This is a genomic window from Lactobacillus sp. PV012 (assembly GCF_014522325.1).
In the GTDB taxonomy this organism is placed as follows: domain Bacteria; phylum Bacillota; class Bacilli; order Lactobacillales; family Lactobacillaceae; genus Lactobacillus.
Map to the genome: position 1 here is coordinate 1,464,403 of NZ_CP041983.1, position 24,375 is coordinate 1,488,777.

Below are 24,375 nucleotides of genomic sequence, written 5' to 3' on the forward strand. Positions count from 1 at the left end.
TTCACCTACTTTTTTTCTTGGAATTCTACAATCGAACGATAAAGTTCATTTGTTTTCATTAATTCATCATGGGTTCCAATCGCTTGAATCTTACCATGATCCATTACAATAATTCGATCAGCATCTTTAATTGAAACTATTCTCTGGGAAATAATAATCTTTGTAGTCTGTGGCATATCATTTTTTAATGCTTCCCGAATATCACGTTCTGTCGAAGTATCTACTGCTGAAGTAGAATCATCTAAGATTAAAATTTCTGGATTTTTCAAAAGAGCACGGGCAATAGTTAAACGTTGTTTTTGACCCCCAGAAACATTATTACCACCTTGCTCAATCATTGTATTATAGCCATCTGGCATTTCTTCAATAAAGCCATTGGCATGAGCAATTTTAGCAGCCCTAATTATTTCTGCATCAGTCGCATGTTCGTTACCCCACATCAAATTTTCTTTGATTGTTCCAGTAAACAAGACATTTTGTTGAAGAACAACTGCTACTTTATCTCTTAAAGCCTTTAAATCATAAGCCTTCACATTATGACCTGCAACCCGAACTTCACCTGATGTCGGGTCATATAATCTAGGAATCATTGAAACTAGGGTTGACTTAGATGAACCTGTTCCACCAATAATTCCAATTGTTTCACCAGGTGCAATATGAAGATTAATATCATCTAGAGCATAATGTTTGTCATTTGGACTATACTTAAAACTCACATGATCAAAGATAACATCCCCATTAGTAACATCCATTAATGGCTTCTTAGGATCAGTAATAGCCGGCTTTTCCTTGATAACTGCTGCAATTCTTTTACCACTAGCATCTGAAATAACCAATTGTGTAGTAATCATTGCCAAAATATTCAAACTAAATAAAACTGAATTTGAATATGAAAACATTGATACTAATTGACCTGTTTGTAAGTTTCCACCAATAATTTCTTTAGCCCCAAACCAAGAAATCAACAGCATTGAAAGATCTAAGACCGCAATCATAATTGGTGAGTTTAAAGACATAATTTTTTGTGCAGTTGAAAATAGAGTGTAGATGTTGCCCGAAGCTTCATCGGCTTTTTGAATCTGTGATTCTTCTTGAACGTAAGTTTTAACTTCACGGATTCCCCGCACATTTTCACGTACAACCTGATTTAACTTATCGTACCCTTTAAAAATTTTAGGGAAATATGGATATGCATTTTTAATAATTAAAAATAATGCAAGTACCAAAATTGGTCCTAAAATCACAAAAATAAGTGCTAAATGCGGGCTCACTATGAATGACATAATTACTGAAATAATTAGCATTAGTGGTGCACGAACTGCAATACGGATTATCATCTGATAAGCATTTTGAATGTTTGTCACATCTGTTGTTAAACGCGTAACTAAACTTGCACTAGAAAATTTATCAATATTTTCAAAAGAATAATCTTGAATGTGATAAAACATATCTTTTCTTAAATTGGCTGCAAATCCTGCTGCTGCATGCGCTGAAACATAACTAGCGCTAGCTCCCAAAATAAGTGAAATGATAGTCAAAATCAATAAGATTAATCCCCACTTGTTGATATAACCCATATTCCCTTTTAAAATTCCGCGGTCAATTAAAAGACCAACTAAGTAAGGAATTAACATTTCAATTAATACTTCACCAGCAACAAGTACTGGAGAAGTAAGGGACAATTTTTTATATTGCCGAATAGATTTTTTTAGTGTATTGATCACAGGCACTTCTCCTTCCCTTGAATAAAAAAGACGCTAAGCGTCTTTTTTATTATTTATTTTTTGCATTGTTTACTGCACGTTGGCGTAATGGATCAATGACATGATATTTTTGTTTGAAATAGCGTCTTCCAAGAAAGGCTATCACTGCTAAAACAATTTCAACCCATGGATTAATTACCGGATTAATCACTCTCAATGCTGGTAAACTCGTTAAAGTGATCCAAGCAAATATTACAATTAAGACTCCAATTCCTCCTAAAATTAATTTCCAAATAGCTGGACGTTCATCTTTAGGTTGAACCAAAATATTATTGTAGTACGCCATAATTATTCCAAATAATACTGCTACAGAAATAAGGGTTAAAATTCCTAAAGTTTGTCCCCCTTGCAAAGATTTTTGTGGAGTAAATAGTTGAACTAGACCAAACATTCCAAGGAAAAATGTTAAATAAAGTAACACATTATCTACAGCTTGCATCCAGAATTTTTGCTTTATCGGCTTAGCCTTAGGATGAGCTAACTCTTTGGCTTTCTGAATTGGTGATTGATGGTACAAAGTAGCTGCTGGAACTCCCTTGTACTGGGCAATAACGATTTCTGGCAAAATTATATCTATTGTCTCAGTAACTTTTTCACTAGGTAGCCCTTCATTATTATTTAGGGCTTTTTCTAAGCGAAAAATATAATCTACATTTTTATTACTTAGTTGCTTTCGTAATTGTTCTGGTGATGCCTGTTTTATTTTTTCAATATTTGCAGCACTTTTTTCTCGTTTTTGAAGACGAGCTTGTTGCTTTTGGCTAACTTTGGCATTTGCGTTCTTTTTTTCAACATCTACTGCTTCAGCAGCTTTTTTATCTTCTTGGTTAAGTGAGTTTTTTTCTTTATTCTCGTTTTCTTGACTCATCTAACCCCTCCTAGACATTGAATCTAAATTCGATGATATCGCCATCTTCAACTAAATAATCTTTTCCTTCAAGACGAAGTTTTCCAGCTTCTTTTACTTTCTGCATAGTTTCTAATTCGTCTAAATCATCGAAGGAAACTACTTCTGCACGAATAAATCCACGTTCAAAGTCAGAGTGAATTACTCCAGCAACTTGAGGAGCTTTCATTCCTTCATGGAAGGTCCACGCACGAGTTTCAGTTCCACCAGCTGTAAAGAATGTTCTTAAACCTAAAAGGTGGTAAGCTGCCTTAATTAAACGATCTAGGCCTGATTCTTCTACACCTTCCATTTCTAAAAATTCTTTTCTTTCTTCATCATCCATAGCTGCAATTTCTTCTTCAGTAGCTGCACTAATTCCTAAAGCTTCAGCGTTTTCACTTTCTGCATGCTTTTTAACAATTTGGAAATATTTGTCAGCTTCTGGATCAGCCATTGACTCTTCTGCAATATTCGCTACATAAATAACTGGTTTAGAAGTTAGAAGGAAGAGACCTTTTACAATCTTTTTCTCGTCATCATTAAAGTCAATTGATCGAGCTGCTTTTCCTTCTTCCAAAACTGGTTTTAATTTTTCTAAAACTGCCATTTCTGCTTTAGCTTCCTTATCACCTTGTTGAGCAATTTTTTGTACCTTACCAATTCGGCGATTTACAGCGTCTAAATCTGCAATAGCTAATTCTAAATTAATTGTATTAATATCTTCTTCTGGATCTACTTTACCACTAACAGAAGTAATATTAGGGTCATCAAATGCTCGCACTACATGAACAATGGCATCAGTCTGGCGAATATTTTCTAAGAATTTGTTTCCTAATCCTTCACCCTTTGAAGCACCTTTAACTAATCCTGCAATATCAGTAAATTCAAAGGTGGTATGAACAACTTTTTTAGCAGGAATTAATTCTTGAATGCGAGCTAATCGTTGATCTGGAACTTCCACCATCCCCACATTTGGTTCAATTGTGGCAAATGGATAATTTGCCATTTCTGCTCCCGCTTTTGTAATTGCGTTAAACAAAGTTGATTTTCCTACGTTTGGTAATCCTACAATACCAGCAGTTAATGCCATTTTATTTTCTCCCTTATTAAAAATTAATCAAAATGTGGAATAACAATATTTTCCTTAGGTACATAATGAGCCAACTTTTTATTAGCTGGATCATTTTCTTTAGCTAATAATTTTTTTACTTTCTTATTAAACTCAGCATGGGGCATCATAATAATTCTGCCACATCCCATACACTTAAGTTTAATGTCAGCACCTAATCGCAATATTTCCCACTTATTTTCCCCACAAGCATGGGGCTTTTTCATTTGTACAATATCTCCTAATTGATACATTTTCAACCTCAATTATTTATCTAGATTTACTCCTAATAAATCTAAAATTCTATTTAACTCTTGCGTAGAATCAAAGTTAATTGACAAATGTCCCTTACCTTTTTTACTTTCAGTAATATTCACTCCCGTACCAAATCTATCTTTGAGCTGGGATTCACTAGCAACAATAAAAGCTGACTTTCTTATAACTTTTTTCTTAGTTAACTTGTTTTTTTCATTAAGCTTATTAACCAGTGCTTCTAATTGTCTAACTGTAATACCTTCACTTACTACTTTTTTAGCTAGTTTATCAATTCCTTCTTTATTTTTTAACCCTAATAAAGTTCTAGCTTGTCCCATGGATAACTGACCATGCTGAAGCATCCGCTTTGTTTTTTGGGGCAAAGTTAGTAAGCGTAAGTAATTAGCAATATAAGGGCGAGACTTTCCCAATCGTTTAGAAACTTCTTCTTGAGTAAGGCCAAGATTTTTTTGCAAGGTATCATAGGCTTGAGCTTCTTCTAATGGAGTTAAATCTTCTCTTTGTAAATTTTCTAAGATTGCCACTTCCATCATTTGTGCTTCATCAAAATCACGAATGATAGCAGGAATTGTTTTTTCTTTAGCTAGTTTAGATGCCCTAAATCTTCTTTCACCAGCTATAATTTCATAGCCATTGAGAGATTTACGCAAAATAATCGGCTGAAAAACTCCATTTTCTTTAATGGATGCTGAAAGTTCTTGCAAACTCTTTTCATCAAAAGTTTTTCGTGGCTGATAAGGATTAGGTCTAATCTCAGTTAAAGTAATCTTTTGAACTTCTTCACCTTGGTCATTTTTCACCTTAGGTGCATCTTCAAATAATGCCTCTAATCCGCGCCCTAATCCTCTTTTCTTCAAATCCTTAGAATTCTTTACCATGTGCACTTAATACCTCTTTTGCTAGTTCATCATACACTTTTGCTCCACGTGATTTAGGAGCATATTCTGTAATTGCCTCTCCATAACTTGGAGCTTCAGCAAGCTTTGTAATTCTAGGAATAATGGTCTGATAAACTTTTTCTCCAAAATATGATTGAACTTCTTTCACTACTTCAGCGCCTAAATTTGTTCGTGCATCCAGCATGGTCATTAATACACCTTCAACATCTAGGTTTTTATTAAAGTGCTTTTGAACTAAACGAATTGTATTTAAAAGCTGGCTTAACCCTTCCATAGCATAATATTCACTTTGAACTGGGATAAGAATTGAATCTGAAGCGGTAAAAGCATTGATTGATAATTGTCCTAATGAAGGTGGGCAATCAATAAAAATAAAATCATATTGATCATTTACTTCATCAATTCCTTGTTTTAATCTAGTTTCTCGTGCCATCATTGAGGTCAATTCCATTTCAGCACCTGCTAATTGAATTGTAGCTGGTACAATATCTAAGTTTTCAACTTCAGTATGATGAATAGTCGAAGCAATAGGCACTTCATCAATCAGAACATTATAGACATCTTGATCAACATCAGACTTTTCAATTCCAAGTCCAGATGTTGCATTCCCTTGTGGATCTGTATCTACTACTAAGACCTTATAGCCATGCTTTGCTACACTAGCTCCTAAATTAATTGTAGTAGTGGTTTTCCCCACTCCACCTTTTTGGTTAGCAACAGATATAATTTGAGCCATTAGTCCTCCTGCTTTCTGAGCATTTCAATGGTAAGAGTATATGAATCTTGATTCTTATCTTCCTTATATTTAACTTCCATTCCTGATTGTTTAGCCTTCTCAATTGCTTCTTTAAAAGTATTAATTTGTAACCTAAAGTCTTTAGGTGTACGCATCCGAACAGTTGGTTTTTTAACTTTTTTCTTTTTAACTTCTGGTTTTTCTTCTTCAGCTAAAAAGCCATCAATATCCTTTACTAAACGTTCAGTATCCTTAACATTCAAATGTTGCTCAATAATTATTTGAGCAGCTCTTTCTTGATCCGCTGGTGTTAATTTTAAAAGAGCTCGTCCATGACGTTGCGTTAAAGTCCTATTTACTAATAATTCTTGAATCTTAGGATCTAGTTTTAAAAGTCTTACCTTGTTAGCAATATAAGATTGACTTTTTCCCACTTGCTTAGCCAATTCTGTTTGCGTTAATTCATTTGATTGCATTAATTGAACATAAGCTTGTGCTTCATCAATTGGATTCAAATCTTCTCTTTGAAGATTTTCAATCACAGCTAACGAAGCTACTTTTTCATCATCCATCTCTTCAACAATGGCCGAAATTTTATTCCAGCCTAGCGATTTTGCAGCCCGATAGCGTCGTTCTCCTGCAATAATTTCATACTCGTCATTCTTTTGTGGACGAGAACGTAAAATGATTGGTTGGAGTAAACCTTGTTGTTCCAAAGTTTGTGCCAATTCTCCAATTGATTCCTCACTAAATGTTTTTCTTGGTTGATAAGGATTAGGAACTATTTTACTTAATTCAATTTCTTGAACTTGTTTTTCCTTAGGAACATCATTTTTTCGATTAAAGAATAATCCCATACTTTCCTCCACTTTATCTCATTATAACGGCTTGCGAGCAGGCGTACCTGCTTGACGCGGGTATTTTTTAGGGGTTACTGCCACCTTTTTTATGACAATTAAAGTTCTTTCATCTGTACTATTTGGTAGCACCAACTCTTTTACTTCTTGAACTTCTCCACCTAAAATTTTAATCGCCTTTTTTGCATCATTTAATTCTTCTTGAGCTTTAGGACCCTTTAAAGCAATTAAATATCCATCTTTTTTCACTAACGGCAAACAATACTCACTCAATACGCTCATTCTTGCAACTGCACGACCAGTTACCAGATCAAATTTTTCACGTAAAGCTGGATTTTTTCCTGCATCTTCTGCTCGACTATGAACTAATGTAACGTTCTCCAATCCTAACTTTTCAATTAAAGCCTTTAAAAAGTTTAATCTCTTTCCTAAAGAATCAATGATCGTTACTTTTAAATCAGGTTGCAAAATTTTAATAGGTAAACTTGGAAATCCAGCTCCTGCACCTACATCACAAAGAGTTTTATTACCTTCAAAAAGCTCCTTAAATTCTATTAAAGGAGTTACACTATCATAGAAGTGCTTACTGTATACTTCTTCTTTATCAGTAATTCGTGTTAAATTTACCTTTTCATTTGTTGCAATCAATTCTTCATAATATGTAGCAAATTGTTGTTTTTGTTTCTCAGTTAATTCAATTCCATTCTGAGCAAGATTTTTTGTAAAAATTTCTGGATTCATTTTTTCACCCGTGAAACCTTGTTTCACACCTATTTAATGTACCGCATTTTACGGTCATCGACAATATTAATTAAATAATTCTTCTTATTTAATTATGTAGTATTTTTAAAAAAACGTCAAAAATCTCATTAAAAATTTCTTTTTTAAAATTCTAATCTATAATAGAGCAAAGAAAGGTTGTAGTTAGAATGATCATTACTATTTTAGTGCTCTTATATCTTGGTTATGAAACCTATAGTGGCTATAAAATCGGATTTGCACAACGAATTATCAATATGATTTTTTCAGCAATTATCTTTGCGGCCGCAATTTTAGGACAAGATCCCCTAGGTAACTTGTTATACAGTAATTTTTCTGGAAACGTTGTTCCTACTTCTGGAAACATTAGCTTAGAACTAATGGCTTATAGATTTTTTGCTTTCATTGTTATTTGGCTTTTCGGAAAGTTAATTATTAAAACCATTCAAAGCTGGCTTTCTCGAAGAGATCCTACTCGCAAAGGATTAGGGCCATTATTAGACCATGTATTAGGAGCTTTAGTTTCATTTATCGCTTCTTATTTCGTTGTCTATGTTGTTTTATCAATGTGTGCCATTTTTCAAAATCAGTGGTTTATCCAACAAACAATCGATGCACCATTTTTAAGATGGATCATTTATAGTACACCTGGTCTCTCTAATGGTGTTTTCAAAACGATCTTCGGAATTAGTCGAACTGTAGGCTAACGAAAAAGGTGTCTAGTTTAATGCTAGACACCTTTTTTATACTCCCACTCTTTTTATAGTGCGATCTTTATAAATTATAATTGCTCCATAGCGACCTTTTTCACTATTTTGCCAATGATCTATCAAATCCGGGCAAAAAAACAATCGTTTACATTCTAACTCAGCTTGTATTGAATCTTTAGTAAAAGTAGTTACAGAAAAAAGGTTAGTTTCTAAAGGATAGCCTGTAGCTGGGTCAAGTAAATGATGGTAAACTTTCTCGCCCACTTGTAAAAAACGTTCATTTACGCCACTTGTTACTACTGAACATTCATTAACAGTAGCTAACGTAATATTTTTCCCTCGCTCTTTTTGCGGATCTTGGACTCCTACTAGCCAGCGTCCATCTTTTCTTTTAGGGGACTTATTTACAAACAAAATATTACCCCCTAAATTAATAATACCTGCTCTGACATCGTAAGCATGCCACAAATCACAGATCCTATCAGCAATATAGCCTTTAGCAATTCCACCTAAATCTAGTTCCATCCCAGAAGCTCGCAAAAAAATACTTTCTGTTTCCTGATTAATTTCAATATTTTTTGGATTAGTTAATGCTAACTTTTCTCTAATAGTTTCCTTACTGGGTACATGGGCATCCTCAAAGCCAATGCGCCAACTATTAACGACAGGACCCATTAGAGCATTGAATCCATAATTTTTTTGACTCTCTAAAATAGCTATTTTTGCTAATACAAAACTTGGGTGAGAGATAGTAACTTGGTTTTTACCAGCTGCTTGATTAACTGCTATTATTTCTGAATAAGATCTATTTACTGTAAACAGATCTTCATAATGATCAATTAACTTGACAGTCTCAGCTAAGATTGACTCATATCTGCTTCCCCAGACTTTTAAGGTGATCTTTGTTCCTAAGGCATAGTGCGTTGTTGTTAGTACATCTAAATTAGTCATCAGCTAAGTAATTATTTCTTAAACTTTCTTCAATATCAGGAGTAATTTGGAGTGCAGTCCGAATATAATTTTGGATGCTTCCCCATCTTTCTTTCATCAAAAAAATCCCTGTATCCAAATATTCATTGGCAACACTACCCAAAGATCGAATAGCTGCTTGTAATTGGAAATTACCACCATTTGCAATTACCCTTTTAGTCATTTGAGCCCGGTAATCATCTAACATTAAATTTGAAAACAAATAGTCTTGTCGAATTATTTCTAAGTCTACTCCCAAAATAAATAGAAGATAAAATGTTACCAGTCCTGTTCGATCCTTGCCTTCAGAACAATGAAAAATAGTTGCTCCTGATTTATTTTCTGCTAAGGCTACTAAAACTTTATGAAAAGCTGCCTGAGCACCTTTATCTAGCACAGAACTCCGATATTGCAAACACATCTTTTTAAAGCCTGCATATTGATCTTCAGCATATTTAGAGCGCAACTGTGCTAACCGTTCTTCAACATCTGCATCCCCACGGGCATGAATAGGGATCACCAAATGTTTTGCAGCTAAAATTTTACTATCAGGTTCAGCTTTAACTTCTCTTAAAGACCGTAAGTCAATGATTTGATTTACTCCATATTTCTCTAGAAAAGCTACATCACTTTGGGGCAGTTTGTATAATTTACCTGTTCTAATTAAACGTTGCTTTTTAATTCTTTGTCCAGATTGGGTAGAATAATTTCCTAAATCTCTCGCATTAGGAACTTTCTTTAGTGGTAAAATAAGCGGATCTATCATTTCTTTGCCTATTTTTTACTTTGATCCACAAACTTAACAAAGTTAGAAAATGCTTGATCAATTTCTTTAATTGTATCTTGATCCACTAACTTACCAGTTTCTTTATCAAACTTATCAGCAACATGTCCAATTAAAACTTCATTACCTGGTAAAACATTGGCTGTTAAATCGGGAGAAAGTAAGATTTCACGCATATCCTCCTGGGCACGACTAGCACCTTGAATCCCATAAGAACCTCCTAAGACCATAACAGGTTTCATATAAAGAGCGCTTTTATCAAAATTACTTTTACCAAGCCATTCCATAGCATTTTTAAGTGGAGCAGTAATTCCATGATCATATTCAGGGGTGGAAATTATTACGCCATCTGCTTGACTAACTTTTTTCTAAAATTTAAAACAGCATCATTTTCACTAGCTCCATTCTTAAAACGAGGAAGATCATTAATTTCTAGAATTTCGATTTCTGCCTCATCTTTATAATGGTTAGCCATAAACTTTTCGATTAAACGATTAAAAGAAAAATCTGCATTTGTTCCAACAATAGCTACTAATCTCATTATTTTCTCTCCTCTTTTCTAGAACTAACTGTATTATAAAATTCATCAAATTCTTCCAAGAAATATTTCAAGAATTTAGCAGTTCCTTCTGGCAAATTACCATCTTTATCAAATTGTTGGTGTGATGCTCCCATCATAAACTCATCATTGTTAAAAACAATTGCACCAATTCCTGGTGAAGCTAAAACATTTTTTAACCGCACTTGAGCGCGTGCTGATCCTTGAGGTTCTTTGGCTGCTCCAATAACTAATAGAGGCTTTTCTTTAAATGGATGTTCTGCTGAAGATAACCATTCCACTACACTTTTTAATGAAGACGGCACTGAATTTTGACTTTCAGCAGTTGAAATAATTACCGCATCCGCTTCATTAATCGCCTGTCCCATGTTTTTTAAATCTTCAGGTTCATCTACGCCCTCTTTAAACATAGGCATCGCTGCAGCTTCCATAATTTTAACATCATATTTATCATTAAAATTTTTCTTAATATATTCTAAAAGTTGAGTTTGATCAGAGTTAATTTCATTACTCCCTGCAATTGCAAGAACTTTCATTTAACTTTCTCCATTTCTACTAAATTATTCTTTACTATTATACGATTTATTTTTTCTAGAACCAAAAAAGATACTAGTAGCCCTAGTATCTTTTTACATTATTTTCCAACTTTATCTAAGTGGAAACGGTCATTCTTCATTGAATCCTCTAATTGAGATTTTAAAACAATAACAATTTGATCTTCTGAAAAATTAGACATTTGATTTAATTGCAAAGTAGCTAATCCAGTTGCAGATACCCAATTAGAGATTAGGATATTATGAATTCTTTCGTCAGAAAAGTCCGTTTTCCCAAATTGTTCCTTAAATTTTTCTTTTCCTAATTCCATTAATGTTTGTGAAATTCTATCAGTACCAAAAGTATTATTTACAAACATTGCTTTAAATAAACCAACATGATCCTTTACAAAATAAATATAAGAAAGATCTAAATCAATTAATGGTTCTCCTGTAAAGTGTTGTTGAAGAGTTCTGTTCTTTAATTCATCAGAAATTTTTGCTAATACTTGCTCTTGCAAGTCTGACATATTCGAGAATTCTAAATATATTGGTTGAGTAGAACAATGTGCTGCTTTAGCAATATTACGCGCCGTTAAGCTTTCTACACCCTCTCGAACAGCAAGCTTGTAAGCGGCATCCAAAATTTTCTTTTTATCTATTTCTTTTCGTCTAGCCACTTTTTCATCCCCTATTCACTCTATACATTAAGTAGTTATCGATGTTATATAACGTTAGTTACTTTACATTATATATTAAATAACCAAAATGTCCAACCTCTTAGATAAAATTCTTCCAACTACTTAACCTATCCTTCAAAAAAATCTGTATTGTTCATTTTTTTCAATTTCTAAATCTAAAACTGTTATAATTAATACACTATTAACGACCTAATGTATTTGTAAGAGAGGAATTTTATATGACACATCAACTTGGACGTTCTTCATGTACTTCTATTTTAATTGGAAAAAGTGCTACAACTGACGGAAGTGTAATTATCGGCCGCAATGAAGATGCAAAAACTGCTTGGCCTAAACATTTAGCTTTTAACCAACATGAAATAATTGAAAACAATTTTTTTAAATCAAAAGACAATAAATTTGAGTTAACTTTACCCCAAGAAAAATATGCTTATTCTTCTACCCCAGAGTGGACAGATAAATATGGTATTTTTGAAGAAGATGGAATCAACGAATTCCACGTAGCAATGAGTGCCACCGAAAGTGCCTATGCTAATGACCGAGTACAAGCTGCTGATCCATTTAATGAAAAAAGTGGGATTTTAGAAGAAGCAATGGTAACAGTAGTTTTACCTTATATCAAAACTGCTCGTGAAGGTGTAGAAAGACTGGGGAAAATCGTGCAAGAACATGGAGCAGCTGAAGCAGATGGAATTTTATTTGCTGACAAAAATGAAGCTTGGTACATGGAAATTGGTTCAGGGCATCACTATGTAGCCCAACGGATTCCTGATGACTCCTATGCCGTTGTGGCCAACCAACTCGCAATCGAAAAGGTTAATTTCCGTGATCCAGCTAACTTCATTACTTCGCCTGGCTTACAAGAATTTGTGAATCAAAATAATCTTTGGCCTCAAAACCAACCGTTTAATTTTCGGCTAATTTTTGGTACCCACGACGATAGTGATTTAACTTACAATACCCCTCGCATTTGGAGTGGGCAAAAACTTCTTACCCCTTCCCATGAACAAAGCCCTACCACTTTCAATCTTCCTTTTATTCAAAGACCAGACCATCCAATTGCCATTCAAGATGCGCAACGCGTGTTAAGCGATCATTATAACGGTAGTCAATATGATTTAAGTAAAGCTAAAAATCCTGCTCGTTTTCGTCCTATTAGTATCGCTACAACGCAAGAATCTCATCTATTGCAACTTCGAAATGATGATATGTACCACTGGTTAGCAATGGGAATTCCTTCTCAAAGTGTATATATTCCATTTTACCCACAAGGGACAAAAGTTCCTACCATGTTTAAGTACGGTAAGAAAGAATTTACCACCAACTCTGCTTATTGGGTCTTTAAAGAGGCAAGTGTATTAGTAGATCGAAATTGGAGTAAGTATGGTAGTTTACTTACCAATACTCAAAAACAAACCAATGAGCAACTTGTCAAATTACGTTATGATACTGACAAAAAATTACACAAATTATCTCAACAAGAAGAAAAATTAAAGCTTATTAACACCGCTAATCAGAAACTAGCAAACTGTGCAATAAAAAATTATCAACAATTAATCGCACAACTAATTACCTTACAAACTGAAGATTCTCCTTTAAAATTTAAAATTGATCCTAATTTATAAAAAATTAAAAACGTAGCTTAAGAGCTGCGTTTTTTTGTTATATCTGACATTCTTCCATCAATCATTTCATACACCTTATCAGCATACTTTTCTAACCGTAAATCATGCGTAACAAGTAAAATAGCTTTGTGCTGCTGGCGCGCTAAGTCCTGGAACATTTGCCCCACTTCCTCTACGCGTTCACTATCTAAGGAAGCTGTTGGCTCATCAGCCAATAAAATTTGTGGATTAGCAAATAATGCCCGGGTAATGGCTACCCGCTGTTTTTGACCACCAGATAATTCTTTCGGATACTTTCTCAATAAATTAGTAATTCCCAATTTTTTTAAAAGCTGATCTAACTTTTCTTGAGTTAAGTTATTTTTCTTAACTTTCTCTACCAATTTAAATTGTTCGTTCACTGTTAAATATGGAACCAAGTTGTAGGCTTGTAAAACAAATCCAATATCATTTAGCCGTAATTTTTCTGCCTGCTTGTTTTTTAAATGACTAACATCTTTACCATTAATTAACACTTGTCCACTGGTTGGTCGCTGCAAAGCTCCCGCAATTGTTAAAAAAGTACTTTTCCCTGCTCCAGAAGGTCCAATAATTAAAACAACTTCACCCTTATTTGCTTCAAAATTAATATTTTTTAAAGCTTGAACTTGTGCGTCACCTTTCCCATAAATTTTATTAACATCTTTTAAAGTAATTACTGGCATCTTTATCCTTCTTTCTTTAGCCAATTGCTTTCGCTGGATCTACTTTCATAATTGAGCGAATTGGGATTAAACCACCAATAATTCCTGTAGCAATCATCCCTGCAAAGCCACTAATCATGATCCATGGTGCAAAATCAAGCGGTACCGCTGCTGGTAATACTTTTGTCATAATTAACATTACTACCCAGGCAATAACTGTTCCTAAAATTACTAAAATTAATGATTGCCCTAAGGTAGCTCCGATTAATGTTTTCATTGGAATTCCTTGAGCACGTAAAACCGCATAATTTGGAAGTTTTTGAATAGTTAAGATATATAAAAAGACTGCAATTACAATTAAAGATATTACATATAAAAAGCCAATCATCATTTCAAAAGTTAAATTTTGTGCCATATAACCTGGAAGCTTTTTAACAAAAGTATTGCGGTCATAGGTTTTTGTATTTGTAGAATCTAGCTTAAAGCTATTTTTTGAGATAATCCCTGAGGCAACGGCATTAGGCATCATTGGCCGAATTGCCTTCCAAACAGATAACTTGCCGTAGATAATTGGTGCAATATTAATCTTGGCATTTTTTACAAAACCGACGATTTTATATTTTTTCTTGCTGCTATTAAAAGTTACTTCATTATTTAAGCGATATCCCTTTTCTTTTAAAGCAGTATCAGCTAAAACTTCATTATTTTTTGTTGGTTTTGTTCCTTCTACAATATCTAAGTTTTTATAAATATATTGTTTATAATCTAAACCAATAAATTGTGCTGAAACTGTACCATCTCCTGAATGTTTTACAACAACTGGTGTTTGACCCACGTATGCTTGCTTTTGGTTATTTAACGTGGTATCTTTCATATCCTGTTTGGTAATCACCGATTGGGCAAGATTAATATTTGAATTTTTATTCAATACCACTGAATTCGTCTCCCAACTATTAATTGCTTGTGTATTTTCAGAAGCCAAGCCTGTGGAGAGGGAAGCTAACATAAAAATTAAAAAAGCAATTAAAAAGATCATAAAGGTTATTAATCCGTACCGTAATTTTTCATATTTAATTTCTTTTAACGCTAAAAACATCAATCCACCTCAAAACTCTACTTCTATTCTTTCTAGGCATAATTTTTATTATAGAAAACTAAACTCTGCTTTTGCTCATCCAAATAAAGCTTACAGGCACAACAATTTCCCATTTGAGCAAAAGATGTCATATCTCCCTTACTAATATAATGGGCACAAATCATGCGACTAACTACTCCATGACAAACTATTAGTATTTTACCACTTCGAAGCTTTTGGACTAGTTCATTCATAAAACTTACGAGCCGTTTTTCAAAATGCTCTTTGCTCTCAATATCTTTTGCATACTTATACATATTAGTATTGGTAAAGCCATTTTTATCAAAAGCGTCAGGATATTTATCTTTTAAGTAGGAGACTGGTTGCTCATCCCATGATCCAAAATCAAATTCTTTAATTCGGTCATCAATCTGATAAGAACGTTCACCTACAAAAATTTTAGCCGTTTCTTGAGCTCTTTGTAAAGGACTCACATAAATAGCATCAAATAGACTGGCATCAAAGTTTTTTGCTGCATTTTCAGCATCTTCTCGTCCAGTCTTACTCAAACTTGGATCTACCCTAGCACCTTGAACCTTTCCTTGTGCATTTAATTCTGTTTCACCATGTCTTAAAATTACTACTTCCATTATTATACTTTCCCCATTAATAAGTCACTACTTTTCAATTTCTCTTATAAAAAGTATACAATACTCTTAGAAATGGAGGTTAATTTTATGACTCAAGTAACAGTTCAAAGAGATGGCTTAACACTAGTGGGAGACTATATTAAGCCTAATCAAGAAACTTATGATCTAGCCATTCTTTTTCACGGCTTTAAAGCAAATCGTAACTCACCAATTATTAAAGCAGTAAGCGATAGTCTGAACCAAGCAGGACTAGCAACAATGCGTTTTGATTTTGATGGTTGTGGCGATTCAGATGGTAAATTTGAAAATATGACTGTACCAGGAGAAATTGCAGATGCCAATGCAATTTTCCAATTTGCCTTAGCAGATCATCACGTTAAAAATATTTACTTAGTAGGCCACTCACAAGGTGGTGTAGTTGCTTCAATGCTTGCAGGGCTCTATCCTAATGCTGAGTTAATTAAAAAAGTTGTCTTACTTGCTCCTGCTGCCACCCTACGTTCAGACGCACTTAAGGGAGATTTACAAGGAATTCCCTATAATCCAAATGATATTCCGGAAGCAATTCAAATTGGTAACTTTACTGTGGGAGGTTTTTATCTACGAACTGCGCAAATTTTACCAATTTATGATGTTGCCAAGCACTATCAAGGGCCTGTTTGTCTAATTCATGGTACTAACGATCAAGTAGTGAGTCCTAACGCTTCCAAAAAATATCATGAAGTTTATAAAAATAGTATCTTACACCTAGTAAATGGAGCAGATCACCGCTTCACTCCTCCTTATCAAAAAATTGCTGTTGATTATACAACTAATTTTCTTCACTAAAAAATGTACCCTCCCGATGCAAGGGAAGGTACATTTTTTATTACACTAATTTTTTTCGAATCTTTCCAGAAATCCAATCGATTAGAATTACCATTACAATAATTCCTAATAAAATGATCCCTACTCTGTTCCATTCGCGATATTGAATAGCGATGATTAATGGATATCCAATACCACCTGCACCAACCAAACCTAGGATTGAAGCTGAACGTACCGAAACATCAAAACGATAAAGCGTAGTCGAAATTAACGCTGGCATTAAATTAGGCATCGTAGCAAACATTGTGATATTAAAACGTGATCCCCCAGCTGCTACTATCGCTTCATTGACATCCTTTTCTAAACTTTCAATTGACTCTGAATATAGTTTAGCTAGCATTCCAATTGAGTGAAATCCAAGTGCAAATACACCCGCTGGGGCTCCAGGGCCAACTGCTTTAATAAACATCAATGCTAGAACAATTTCAGGGAAGGCTCTAATAATTGCTAAGATAGTTTTTCCTGTTCTAGAAACATACCACTTCTTATGTTTCCCAGTTGCGGCCCAAAATGCAAGAGGAAGGGAAATAAACGCTGAAATAAATGTTCCTAAAAATGCAATACATAATGTATCCCATAGTTGTGAAATTAAGTCTTCTCCCGTACCGTTATAAACATATGACCAGTCGGGATGAATAATTCCATCAAAAATTGCACCTGTAATTTGCCCAGCTGTAGGTTTGATGCCAGAAAAATCTAACCCCGTGCATGACCAAACAACTAGTAATGCTACAATAATTCCAATGCACCAATTAATTATCTTCTTTTTATTTCCAGTATTTTGTGGGGGTAATTTTTTTACTGCATTATCCATTATTTCATCAATGCCTCCCTAAATTTACTTGAAATATAGTCAATTATTAACACTACAATAATAATCACAAAAATGATTAACCCAGTCTTTTCATACTCAAATACTTGAAGTGTCTGCTGTAAGTAAAGTCCGATACCACCTGCACCAATATAACCAAGTACTGTTGATGCACGAACGTTAATTTCAAAAGCGTAGAGAACATCTGAAATAAAATAAGTCATAATTTGTGGCAATACCGCATAATGAATAACTTGAATTTTACTCGCTCCACTAGCTGTTAAGGCCTCAATTGGGCCAGGATCAATGGTTTCAACAGATTCATAAAATAGTTTTACTACAATTCCAAAAGTGAACACTGACAGTGCCATAATACCAGCGATTGGTCCAATCCCCACAATTGCTACAAAAATCGCACCCAATAACAAATCTGGAATTGTGCGAATTACATTCATAATTAAACGCAAGATTCCAGTTACCGCTTTATTTTTAACAATATTTCTTGCAATTAATAAACCATAAATAAATGAAATTACTGATCCAATAAATGTTCCTAAGATTGCCATCTTCAAAGTTTCAATTAACTTAGGAATTGCTAAGGTTGCATAAGACCAATCAGGATGGAACATTTGAACCAAAATTTCTGAAAAATTATCAAAATTATTTGGATCAAATAACTCACTAATATGTGCCCCTGTATCTCCAATTGACACTACACACCCAACTATTAGCACTAGAATCCAAACAATCGTCCAGGTCTTTAACTTTTGTTTAGGTAACTTTTCCTTATTCATTTACTTCCTCCAACTTTTGTCCTTGATATATTTGATCAAAAATTGAATCAGGTGTTTCACTCATCTTTCCATCATAGACAATCTCGCCTGCATGTACCCCAATTACACGATCCCCAAATTCTTTAGCCAATTCAACACTATGGAGATTGGCTAACACAGTCATCCCATACTCTTGATTTAGCATTTTTAAATCATGCATAACATGGTGAGAAGTTTGTGGATCAAGTGAGGCTGTTGGTTCATCAGCCAAGATAATTTTAGGATCTTGTGTCAAGACTCTGGCAATTGCTACACGTTGCTGCTGTCCACCAGATAGCTTATCTGCTCGTACATAAATTTTTTCTCCAAGATTTACTCTTTGTAATGCTTCATAGGCTCTTAATTTATCTTCCTTTGTAAATAAATTAAAAGTAGTCTTCCACGTTGGATAATATGCTACTCTCCCAGTTAACACATTTCTTAAAACGCTGGAACGTTTTACTAGATTAAAATTTTGAAAAATCATACCAATATCACGTCTAATCAGGCGCAACTGCTTTCCACTTGCCTTAGTAATAGATTTACCATCAATTTCAATGTCGCCTTCACTAATATCTTGCAAACGATTAATGGAGCGTAATAGTGTCGACTTCCCTGCTCCCGATAAACCAACTATTACTACAAATTCACCCTTATTAATTGTTAAATTAATGTCCTTTAGGCCAACTGTACCATTAGGATAGACTTTTTTAACATTTCTTAATTGAATCATTGGTTGATTTTTCATTTATCTACTCCTTAACTTAATAATTAATTTTTCATATTTGAAATAACTTTATTATAGTCACGTACTACATTGAAATCGGCATCTTTTGTAGGAACATAAGCTTCATGACTATAGATTGATTCGATTAATGCTTTACCCTTCTTAGATTTTGAAATATTAACCATTGCCTTCATCAATTTTTTACGAAAACTTTGTGACATATCTGGTCTAACTGCAATTACGTCATTAGGTATTTCTCTTGTAAAGTAAATTGGTACAACTTCTTTTTTAATATTTGGTTGATCTTTAAGTACAGAATTTCTTGCATCCCCAAATACAAATGCTGCATCAGTATCACCATTCAAAACGTTTAAGACAGCTTCATCTTGTCCAGTAACAGTTACTAATTTACTATCTTTAGGGATGTTTAATCCTTTTTTATAAAGCTCTGCAATTGGAAAGACATATCCAGCAGATGACGTTGGATTCTGAACTGAGATGCTTTTTCCTTTTAAATCTTTCCACGATTTAATTTTTGATCCCTTTTTAACAAGAATTTCTGAAGTATAAGATCTTGTTAATGCCTTGGTCCAATTTCCATCTGGTTTCGTTACAGAAAAGCGCTCTGCTTGCAATAAAACGTCTGCTGCATGAAGTTTATCATGAGCTAGAACATAACCGTTAGGTGGTAAAAATCCTGCATCAATTTTTTTAGACTTCATTGCTTCGACTACAGTGGTATAGTCTGTCGACATTGTTACATGAACTGGTATTCCCAATTCTTTAGATAGCAATCCTTCTAAAGGCTTAGCTCTTCCCTCCAATTTATCAGCTGCCTGACTTGGGACAAATTGAATTTGAAGCTCTTTGGGAGTATAAGATTTAGTCTTTTCTTTATGATTTCCACAAGCAGTCATTACTGTAGTGATTAGTACTAAACCAATCATTACAATAATTTTCTTTAACCCTCTCATTTAAATCCTCCGAAACTTAGCATTACTAAATAAATGATAGAAAAAAAGACTTAAAAGAGACACCGGATAATGTTTCTAATAAGTCTTTTATGCGAACAGCAAAATATAAAAGTATAATTTTTAAAGAAGGCACAGATGAGAATGAGTCGTCAAAAACGCATACGTTAGATCTTTTAAGTTGTGATCTAGCTGGCTGACGCATTGTTTAATACCTCCTTAACAAATTTACTTTCACTTTTGTTGTATTATATAGTACTAAATATTTGACAATTTGAAAATATATATTTCTAAATTTAACCCGATTTTTTTATTGGTACCAACCAATTCTAAATGAAAAGATCACTGAATAATAAAATTCAATGATCTTAATTTAGGTTATTATTTTTTTCTAAACACTGGTTTTAAATCTTTGACATCACTTGCGCTTACCCAAAAGTTTGCAGACTTGTTTTTAACATGGTAGTAAATCTTTTTACCATTTTTTACTGGTGTTTCTAATTTAAAACTTTTTGCTTTAATCTTATATTTATTCTTCTTGAAAGTATAAGTTGCTTTAGTAGACTTCTTGGTACTTCTAGTTTTTCTATATAGGGTGTAGTAATAGGAAGATTTTTTGCTACTTTTCTTTTTAGCAGTATAGTAAAGAAATCTCTTTTTCAAATCTGCTTGTTTAGCTTCTTCTTTTTGAAGTTTTTCCTTATACTCTTTTTGAGCATTATTTAAATTAGTTTGAATGTTAGCAGAATACTCATCTCTTGTTGGAATAGAAGTAGATGCATTTACTTCATCTGCCAAAATAAAAATCCCGTATTCTTTTCCAGCAATTGTTTTTCTTTCTATAAAGTATCCCTTTACAGGTTGGTTGTTTTCTTTACTGGTAAATTCATAAGAATATTGAACCTTAATGGTTTCACCAGCTTTATAGTCACTTTTTTCTGGTGTAACAGCATTTGCTGAATCAACTTTTAAAATAACTGGATTATTTTCTTTAACTGTCACATTCACAGTAGAAAAAATAGGTTCAAAATGGATTGTGCCTTTTTCATCTTTAGTAATGTTAACAGTTTTATCTGTTGAAGTACCAATTATCGTATTAGCTGCTTTAACAATGTTAGGTGTCATACTGATTCCAGTCCCGATTAAAAGAGCAGTCGAAACTTCAGCCAAAATTTTAACAAAATTATTTTTTTTCATCATTTTCTCCGAATATTATATTAAATCATTAACCTTAAATATCATAACACATGTTACCTTTATTCAACTAGCTTCTTTTCTTTTATCCTTCACTTTGTGGTAGCATATTAAGTAAAGAAACTTTAGAAAGAATTGATAATTATCATGAGTGAAGATTTATATGCAGATAACCCTGAAGATTTAAATATTGGGATCGTTTTACAATACCATATTAACTGGGAAGGTAAGATCGACAGCGATACCTTGATCAAAAAAGCTCGGAATAATGGTTTTCGTGGTGTAAGTGTTCGTAACGCTACTAAGGAACAAATTACTAGTTTACAAAAAGCCTGTGAAAAATATAGCATTAAGTTTTGTCAATCACGTCCTGCTTTACGCCTTTACGATGCTGATGACATCACCAAAATTATTATTGCTCGTTTTGAAAAACGCAATGCTTATTTTGAAGTGGACTTAACTAAAGAAGGACATTTAACTTCTGAAGACAGTGACCTTTTACTTCACTTGCGTAACTGGCTTGATTCGTTTGGACATGCTTTTTACGAAGCACGACCTGAAAAAAATATTACTAGTAATCCTCATGCTTATATTTTTAAAAATGCAATTGCACCTTACCAGATTTATATTTTTATTCATCAACCTCTTCCAGAAACTATTACATTAGTTGGAATGCCCGAAATAAAACGTGCTATGTGGATTGATAGTCGCACTGAAATTGATTTTAACCAAAACAAAGATCAAGTAACTCTTGAACTTAAGCGTAACGATGAAGATAAAAAGTTCAACATCTACGGCATTCGTTTTGAAGCGCACCGACCTGAGGATGACTTAGGTCCTACTAAATATTAACTAGAAAATACTAAAACATAATTTGTCAGTTGCGTCGCATAGCTATTTGCTTGATTAAATTTTTTAATAGTTTGTCTAGTTTTTTCAATGTCATCTGTAATTATTCCATTTACATGGTAGTACATCATCTTTTTCATAATCTTAGAATTATTTACTGTCCAAGCATAAACAACTTTCTTCTGTAAATGCGCCTGCCAAACAAAGCTATTATTCAAAGTGGAGTATTCCATGGCATAGCCATCAGCTAAACTATGAGGGTAAGTAAAATTATAAGGCTGGATATAGATTAAAAATAATCTTGGATTAAGCTGATGTAGCTCTTCAATTACATGGTAATCAAGCGACTGAACTTGATAATTTTTACTCAAAATTAATTTTCCATATTTTTTATTAAATCGCTTTAACATCCCTGAAGAATCCTTTGGGGTTGTTTTTATTTCAAGCAAAAGTTTCTGATGCAATTTTTGCGCTTCTTTTATATACTCATCAAAACTAGCAATTTTCCCCTGATAACCATTTTCTGTAATTGTTATCTTTTGTAATTGACGCAAAGTTAAATCATGGGGAGATAAATTTTTACCTGCTAATTTTTTTAAATTTTCATCATGCAGTACTACAAACTTTTTATCAGCAGTTTCATGAAGATCAATTTCAACATAATCAGGTTTTAACGAGGATGTTTTCTTTAAAGCGGTTATCGTATTTTGGATGCCATTTTTATCACTAACCCCTCGATGTGAAATAATCAATGGCTTCTCAAACTTGATTTCTCTAAGATAAAAACTATTGTTCAAAAAAATTAATCCTGCTTCTACTAGTAAAAGGGCTCCTAAAAAGTATTTCCTATTACGCTGAAAACTAACTTTTCTACTATCTTTTTTCTCGTTATCTGTTTTATTCAACAACATCAAACTGCTCACGACAAAACTATAGCTAATTCCCACAAAGGCGATCATCTGAATTAATACTAAATTAACCTGTGCAAATCCAAAGGAAAAATTTCTTGGCAATAAGTCTACTCCAGTTTGAAAGGCAATGATTGCTCCATAGCCAATTGCCGTAGTAATACCAGCAAATATTTCTATTAAAAATAATTGCTTAATTATTCTTAACCCATTTTTTCTCCTAGTCCATTCCCAGCTTTTTTTACGTGCTTCTTTTGCAGATAAATTCTTATTAATCATTAACGGCAGAATAAAAATACTGCGAAATCCCAAATATAAAATTAGTAAATAGCTGCTTACTAAAAGCATAAAAAGTATCCCATTTCTTGTCATATAATCCATAATAAATTGTGGTAAATGGATCTTTGCCAATAATGGCGTCCGATAGACAAGATCTGCAAATGGAACAATTAAGAGAAAATAGATTATCAAATAAACCAAAGAACTTATTTTTACTTTTGTAAGTACTCCTTTAGTTCGAAAAATAGTTTTCCTTAGTCTAAACCCCTGTTTATTAATTTCCTCTATTCCTATCATCAAATAACTAAATTCACCATAAATTACAATAATTATTGCTACCAATTCTACCAGCAATAATAAACACACCAAGGGATGAGTAGTTAACAAGATAACAATATTTTGATAAGAAATGAAGGGAACTTTTCCCGCTTGTAAAATAAATGTTGTTAAGAATCGAAAAAATGGAATTAGGATTAACTCTAAAAATAGACTCACACTCAACAATAGACCAATATACTGCCAAAAATTTTGAAAAAATTTCCTAGTCCATAATTTTACTTCTTTCAATTTTTATTCACCCATTTTTTCTAATGCAAATTCATTTAATTTTTTAACTTCTTGTTTTAAAGTCTCATTATCATTACATTGAGAAAGTTTATAGCCTACAAAATAAGGTGAGGCATAGAAACGTGGAATTATTTTACAGCAGAATCCTTCACCTTCAAAGCGTGGATAGAAAAAGAGATTATAAGAATCTGTTCGTCCGTTATACATTTTTTCTAGGACATATTGCGCACTGATTTGGATCCAATCAGCCCACAGATCAGTTTCCCCATTATCTAAAATATTTACATTAATCTCTTGATAACCTTGAATTGGGTGCGTAGAAAAATTCACTTCAATATTTTCTTTTTTCAATACTGTAATGCCTTCAAAATTATTAGCCTGAATATATTTATATCCATCTTCTTTTTCTAAGCCGACAATTTGCATATGGGGGTGAATTAAGGAGCCACTAGATTTAGGACCATAATTTTTATACCATAATACACTTTGAAACCGTTCAGTCTTTTCTGTTTCCCAATAACAATCGCGTGCAAAAGCAATTAACTTTCTATTTTTATTTTTATCATAAGTCGTTATATCGCCATTATGATCATCTGATTCTATTAATACAGTTTGTAAAGTATCAGTCAAAGTAGGATAACGATTGTGGAGCCAAATCATTTCTTCTTTTTGCTTATAAATATCCGTCAAGTGCTCCACGTCACAAAATGGACAAACGTTGTTCTTGTCCTTTCTAAATGTCGATGGTTTATTTTTGGCAATTTTTAATTTAAAAATTAGAGGATTATTTTTCATAATTTTCCTTTCAAACAAA

26 protein-coding genes and 1 pseudogene are annotated in these 24,375 nt (G+C 33.3%); 4 read left to right on the forward strand and 23 right to left on the reverse strand.

Annotation, left to right across the window (positions count from 1 at the left end; genetic code table 11):
• Positions 1-5: 5 nt before the first annotated feature.
• From FP433_RS07130 to rsmG, 8 genes are read right to left on the reverse strand one after another with little or no spacing between them, the layout of a single operon-like run.
• Entirely contained in the window at positions 6-1,724 is a 1,719-nt protein-coding gene (locus FP433_RS07130; RefSeq protein ID WP_265486680.1) for an ABC transporter ATP-binding protein, read from the reverse strand.
• Positions 1,725-1,773: 49 nt separating this feature from the next.
• On the reverse strand, positions 1,774-2,631 hold the full coding sequence (locus FP433_RS07135; RefSeq protein WP_265486681.1) for a DUF1129 family protein: 858 nt from the start codon (positions 2,629-2,631) through the stop codon (positions 1,774-1,776).
• Positions 2,632-2,641: 10 nt separating this feature from the next.
• Positions 2,642-3,742, reverse strand: a complete 1,101-nt coding sequence (gene ychF / locus FP433_RS07140; RefSeq protein ID WP_265483862.1) for a redox-regulated ATPase YchF — start codon at positions 3,740-3,742, stop codon at positions 2,642-2,644.
• A gap of 23 nt (positions 3,743-3,765) precedes the next feature.
• On the reverse strand, positions 3,766-4,014 hold the full coding sequence (locus FP433_RS07145) for a DUF951 domain-containing protein (RefSeq protein ID WP_265483861.1): 249 nt from the start codon (positions 4,012-4,014) through the stop codon (positions 3,766-3,768).
• A 12-nt stretch (positions 4,015-4,026) separates the two neighbouring features.
• On the reverse strand, positions 4,027-4,914 hold the full coding sequence (locus tag FP433_RS07150; RefSeq protein ID WP_265486682.1) for a ParB/RepB/Spo0J family partition protein: 888 nt from the start codon (positions 4,912-4,914) through the stop codon (positions 4,027-4,029).
• Positions 4,898-5,671 (reverse strand): ParA family protein, encoded by a 774-nt coding sequence (locus FP433_RS07155; RefSeq protein ID WP_265486683.1) that lies wholly within the window; start codon positions 5,669-5,671, stop codon positions 4,898-4,900. Before FP433_RS07155 ends, FP433_RS07150 begins: the two co-directional genes overlap by 17 nt.
• Positions 5,671-6,528, reverse strand: a complete 858-nt coding sequence (noc, locus tag FP433_RS07160) for a nucleoid occlusion protein (RefSeq protein ID WP_265483857.1) — start codon at positions 6,526-6,528, stop codon at positions 5,671-5,673. Before noc ends, FP433_RS07155 begins: the two co-directional genes overlap by 1 nt.
• A gap of 21 nt (positions 6,529-6,549) precedes the next feature.
• Complete coding sequence (gene rsmG, locus FP433_RS07165) at positions 6,550-7,269, reverse strand: 16S rRNA (guanine(527)-N(7))-methyltransferase RsmG (RefSeq protein WP_265486684.1); 720 nt, start codon at positions 7,267-7,269, stop codon at positions 6,550-6,552.
• Between the two features lie 188 nt (positions 7,270-7,457).
• Between rsmG and FP433_RS07170 the strand changes: the two genes are divergently transcribed.
• Complete coding sequence (locus FP433_RS07170; protein ID WP_265486685.1) at positions 7,458-7,994, forward strand: CvpA family protein; 537 nt, start codon at positions 7,458-7,460, stop codon at positions 7,992-7,994.
• Between the two features lie 36 nt (positions 7,995-8,030).
• Here FP433_RS07170 and FP433_RS07175 read toward each other — a convergent pair whose 3' ends face one another.
• From FP433_RS07175 to FP433_RS07195, 5 genes and pseudogenes are all read right to left on the reverse strand, one after another.
• Positions 8,031-8,948 (reverse strand): FAD:protein FMN transferase, encoded by a 918-nt coding sequence (locus FP433_RS07175; protein ID WP_265483854.1) that lies wholly within the window; start codon positions 8,946-8,948, stop codon positions 8,031-8,033.
• Positions 8,941-9,732 (reverse strand): tyrosine-protein phosphatase, encoded by a 792-nt coding sequence (locus FP433_RS07180; protein ID WP_265483853.1) that lies wholly within the window; start codon positions 9,730-9,732, stop codon positions 8,941-8,943. Before FP433_RS07180 ends, FP433_RS07175 begins: the two co-directional genes overlap by 8 nt.
• An 8-nt stretch (positions 9,733-9,740) precedes the next feature.
• Positions 9,741-10,291, reverse strand: a pseudogene (locus FP433_RS07185) (NADPH-dependent FMN reductase).
• A complete protein-coding gene (locus FP433_RS07190; protein ID WP_265486686.1) occupies positions 10,291-10,845 on the reverse strand; it encodes an NAD(P)H-dependent oxidoreductase in 555 nt (184 codons plus the stop codon). The pseudogene FP433_RS07185 and the gene FP433_RS07190 overlap by 1 nt, the downstream one beginning before the upstream one ends.
• Before the next feature lie 98 nt (positions 10,846-10,943).
• Positions 10,944-11,522 carry a TetR/AcrR family transcriptional regulator gene (locus FP433_RS07195; RefSeq protein ID WP_265483850.1) on the reverse strand — a complete coding sequence of 193 codons (579 nt, stop codon included), beginning with the start codon at positions 11,520-11,522 and terminating at the stop codon, positions 10,944-10,946.
• A gap of 239 nt (positions 11,523-11,761) precedes the next feature.
• Here FP433_RS07195 and FP433_RS07200 point away from each other — a divergent pair, with 239 nt between their 5' ends.
• Positions 11,762-13,168 (forward strand): C69 family dipeptidase, encoded by a 1,407-nt coding sequence (locus tag FP433_RS07200; protein ID WP_265486687.1) that lies wholly within the window; start codon positions 11,762-11,764, stop codon positions 13,166-13,168.
• Between the two features lie 17 nt (positions 13,169-13,185).
• On the opposite strand, the gene FP433_RS07205 is transcribed toward FP433_RS07200, so the two are convergent.
• Genes FP433_RS07205 through FP433_RS07215 form a run of 3 tightly spaced genes read right to left on the reverse strand, consistent with a single transcriptional unit; the run spans position 13,186 to position 15,576 of the window.
• Complete coding sequence (locus FP433_RS07205; protein WP_265486688.1) at positions 13,186-13,872, reverse strand: ABC transporter ATP-binding protein; 687 nt, start codon at positions 13,870-13,872, stop codon at positions 13,186-13,188.
• Between the two features lie 16 nt (positions 13,873-13,888).
• Positions 13,889-14,947: an ABC transporter permease gene (locus tag FP433_RS07210; RefSeq protein WP_265486689.1), complete on the reverse strand. Its 1,059-nt coding sequence runs from the start codon at positions 14,945-14,947 to the stop codon at positions 13,889-13,891.
• Between the two features lie 32 nt (positions 14,948-14,979).
• Positions 14,980-15,576: a histidine phosphatase family protein gene (locus FP433_RS07215; protein WP_265486690.1), complete on the reverse strand. Its 597-nt coding sequence runs from the start codon at positions 15,574-15,576 to the stop codon at positions 14,980-14,982.
• 87 nt (positions 15,577-15,663) lie between these two features.
• On the opposite strand from FP433_RS07215, the gene FP433_RS07220 reads away from it, so the two are divergent.
• On the forward strand, positions 15,664-16,404 hold the full coding sequence (locus FP433_RS07220) for an alpha/beta hydrolase (protein WP_265486691.1): 741 nt from the start codon (positions 15,664-15,666) through the stop codon (positions 16,402-16,404).
• Positions 16,405-16,444: 40 nt separating this feature from the next.
• Here FP433_RS07220 and phnE (FP433_RS07225) read toward each other — a convergent pair whose 3' ends face one another.
• From phnE (FP433_RS07225) to FP433_RS07245, 5 genes are all read right to left on the reverse strand, one after another.
• Positions 16,445-17,257, reverse strand: coding sequence for a phosphonate ABC transporter, permease protein PhnE (phnE, locus tag FP433_RS07225; RefSeq protein ID WP_265483844.1), 813 nt, complete (start codon positions 17,255-17,257; stop codon positions 16,445-16,447).
• Positions 17,257-18,048 (reverse strand): phosphonate ABC transporter, permease protein PhnE, encoded by a 792-nt coding sequence (phnE, locus tag FP433_RS07230; RefSeq protein WP_265486692.1) that lies wholly within the window; start codon positions 18,046-18,048, stop codon positions 17,257-17,259. The genes phnE (FP433_RS07225) and phnE (FP433_RS07230) overlap by 1 nt, the downstream gene beginning before the upstream one ends.
• Positions 18,041-18,814, reverse strand: a complete 774-nt coding sequence (gene phnC / locus FP433_RS07235; protein ID WP_265486693.1) for a phosphonate ABC transporter ATP-binding protein — start codon at positions 18,812-18,814, stop codon at positions 18,041-18,043. The genes phnE (FP433_RS07230) and phnC overlap by 8 nt, the downstream gene beginning before the upstream one ends.
• Positions 18,815-18,837: 23 nt before the next feature.
• Positions 18,838-19,767 (reverse strand): phosphate/phosphite/phosphonate ABC transporter substrate-binding protein, encoded by a 930-nt coding sequence (locus FP433_RS07240; protein WP_265483841.1) that lies wholly within the window; start codon positions 19,765-19,767, stop codon positions 18,838-18,840.
• A gap of 378 nt (positions 19,768-20,145) precedes the next feature.
• Positions 20,146-20,961, reverse strand: coding sequence for a hypothetical protein (locus FP433_RS07245; protein WP_265486694.1), 816 nt, complete (start codon positions 20,959-20,961; stop codon positions 20,146-20,148).
• A 144-nt stretch (positions 20,962-21,105) separates the two neighbouring features.
• Here FP433_RS07245 and FP433_RS07250 point away from each other — a divergent pair, with 144 nt between their 5' ends.
• Complete coding sequence (locus FP433_RS07250; protein WP_265483839.1) at positions 21,106-21,810, forward strand: hypothetical protein; 705 nt, start codon at positions 21,106-21,108, stop codon at positions 21,808-21,810.
• Here FP433_RS07250 and FP433_RS07255 read toward each other — a convergent pair.
• Positions 21,807-23,561, reverse strand: coding sequence for a glycerophosphodiester phosphodiesterase (locus tag FP433_RS07255; protein WP_265486695.1), 1,755 nt, complete (start codon positions 23,559-23,561; stop codon positions 21,807-21,809). The genes FP433_RS07250 and FP433_RS07255 overlap by 4 nt on opposite strands.
• A gap of 3 nt (positions 23,562-23,564) precedes the next feature.
• The gene (locus tag FP433_RS07260; RefSeq protein ID WP_265486696.1) at positions 23,565-24,356 is read right to left on the reverse strand and encodes a DUF4931 domain-containing protein; all 792 of its coding nucleotides are present in this window, start codon (positions 24,354-24,356) and stop codon (positions 23,565-23,567) included.
• Positions 24,357-24,375: the final 19 nt, after the last annotated feature.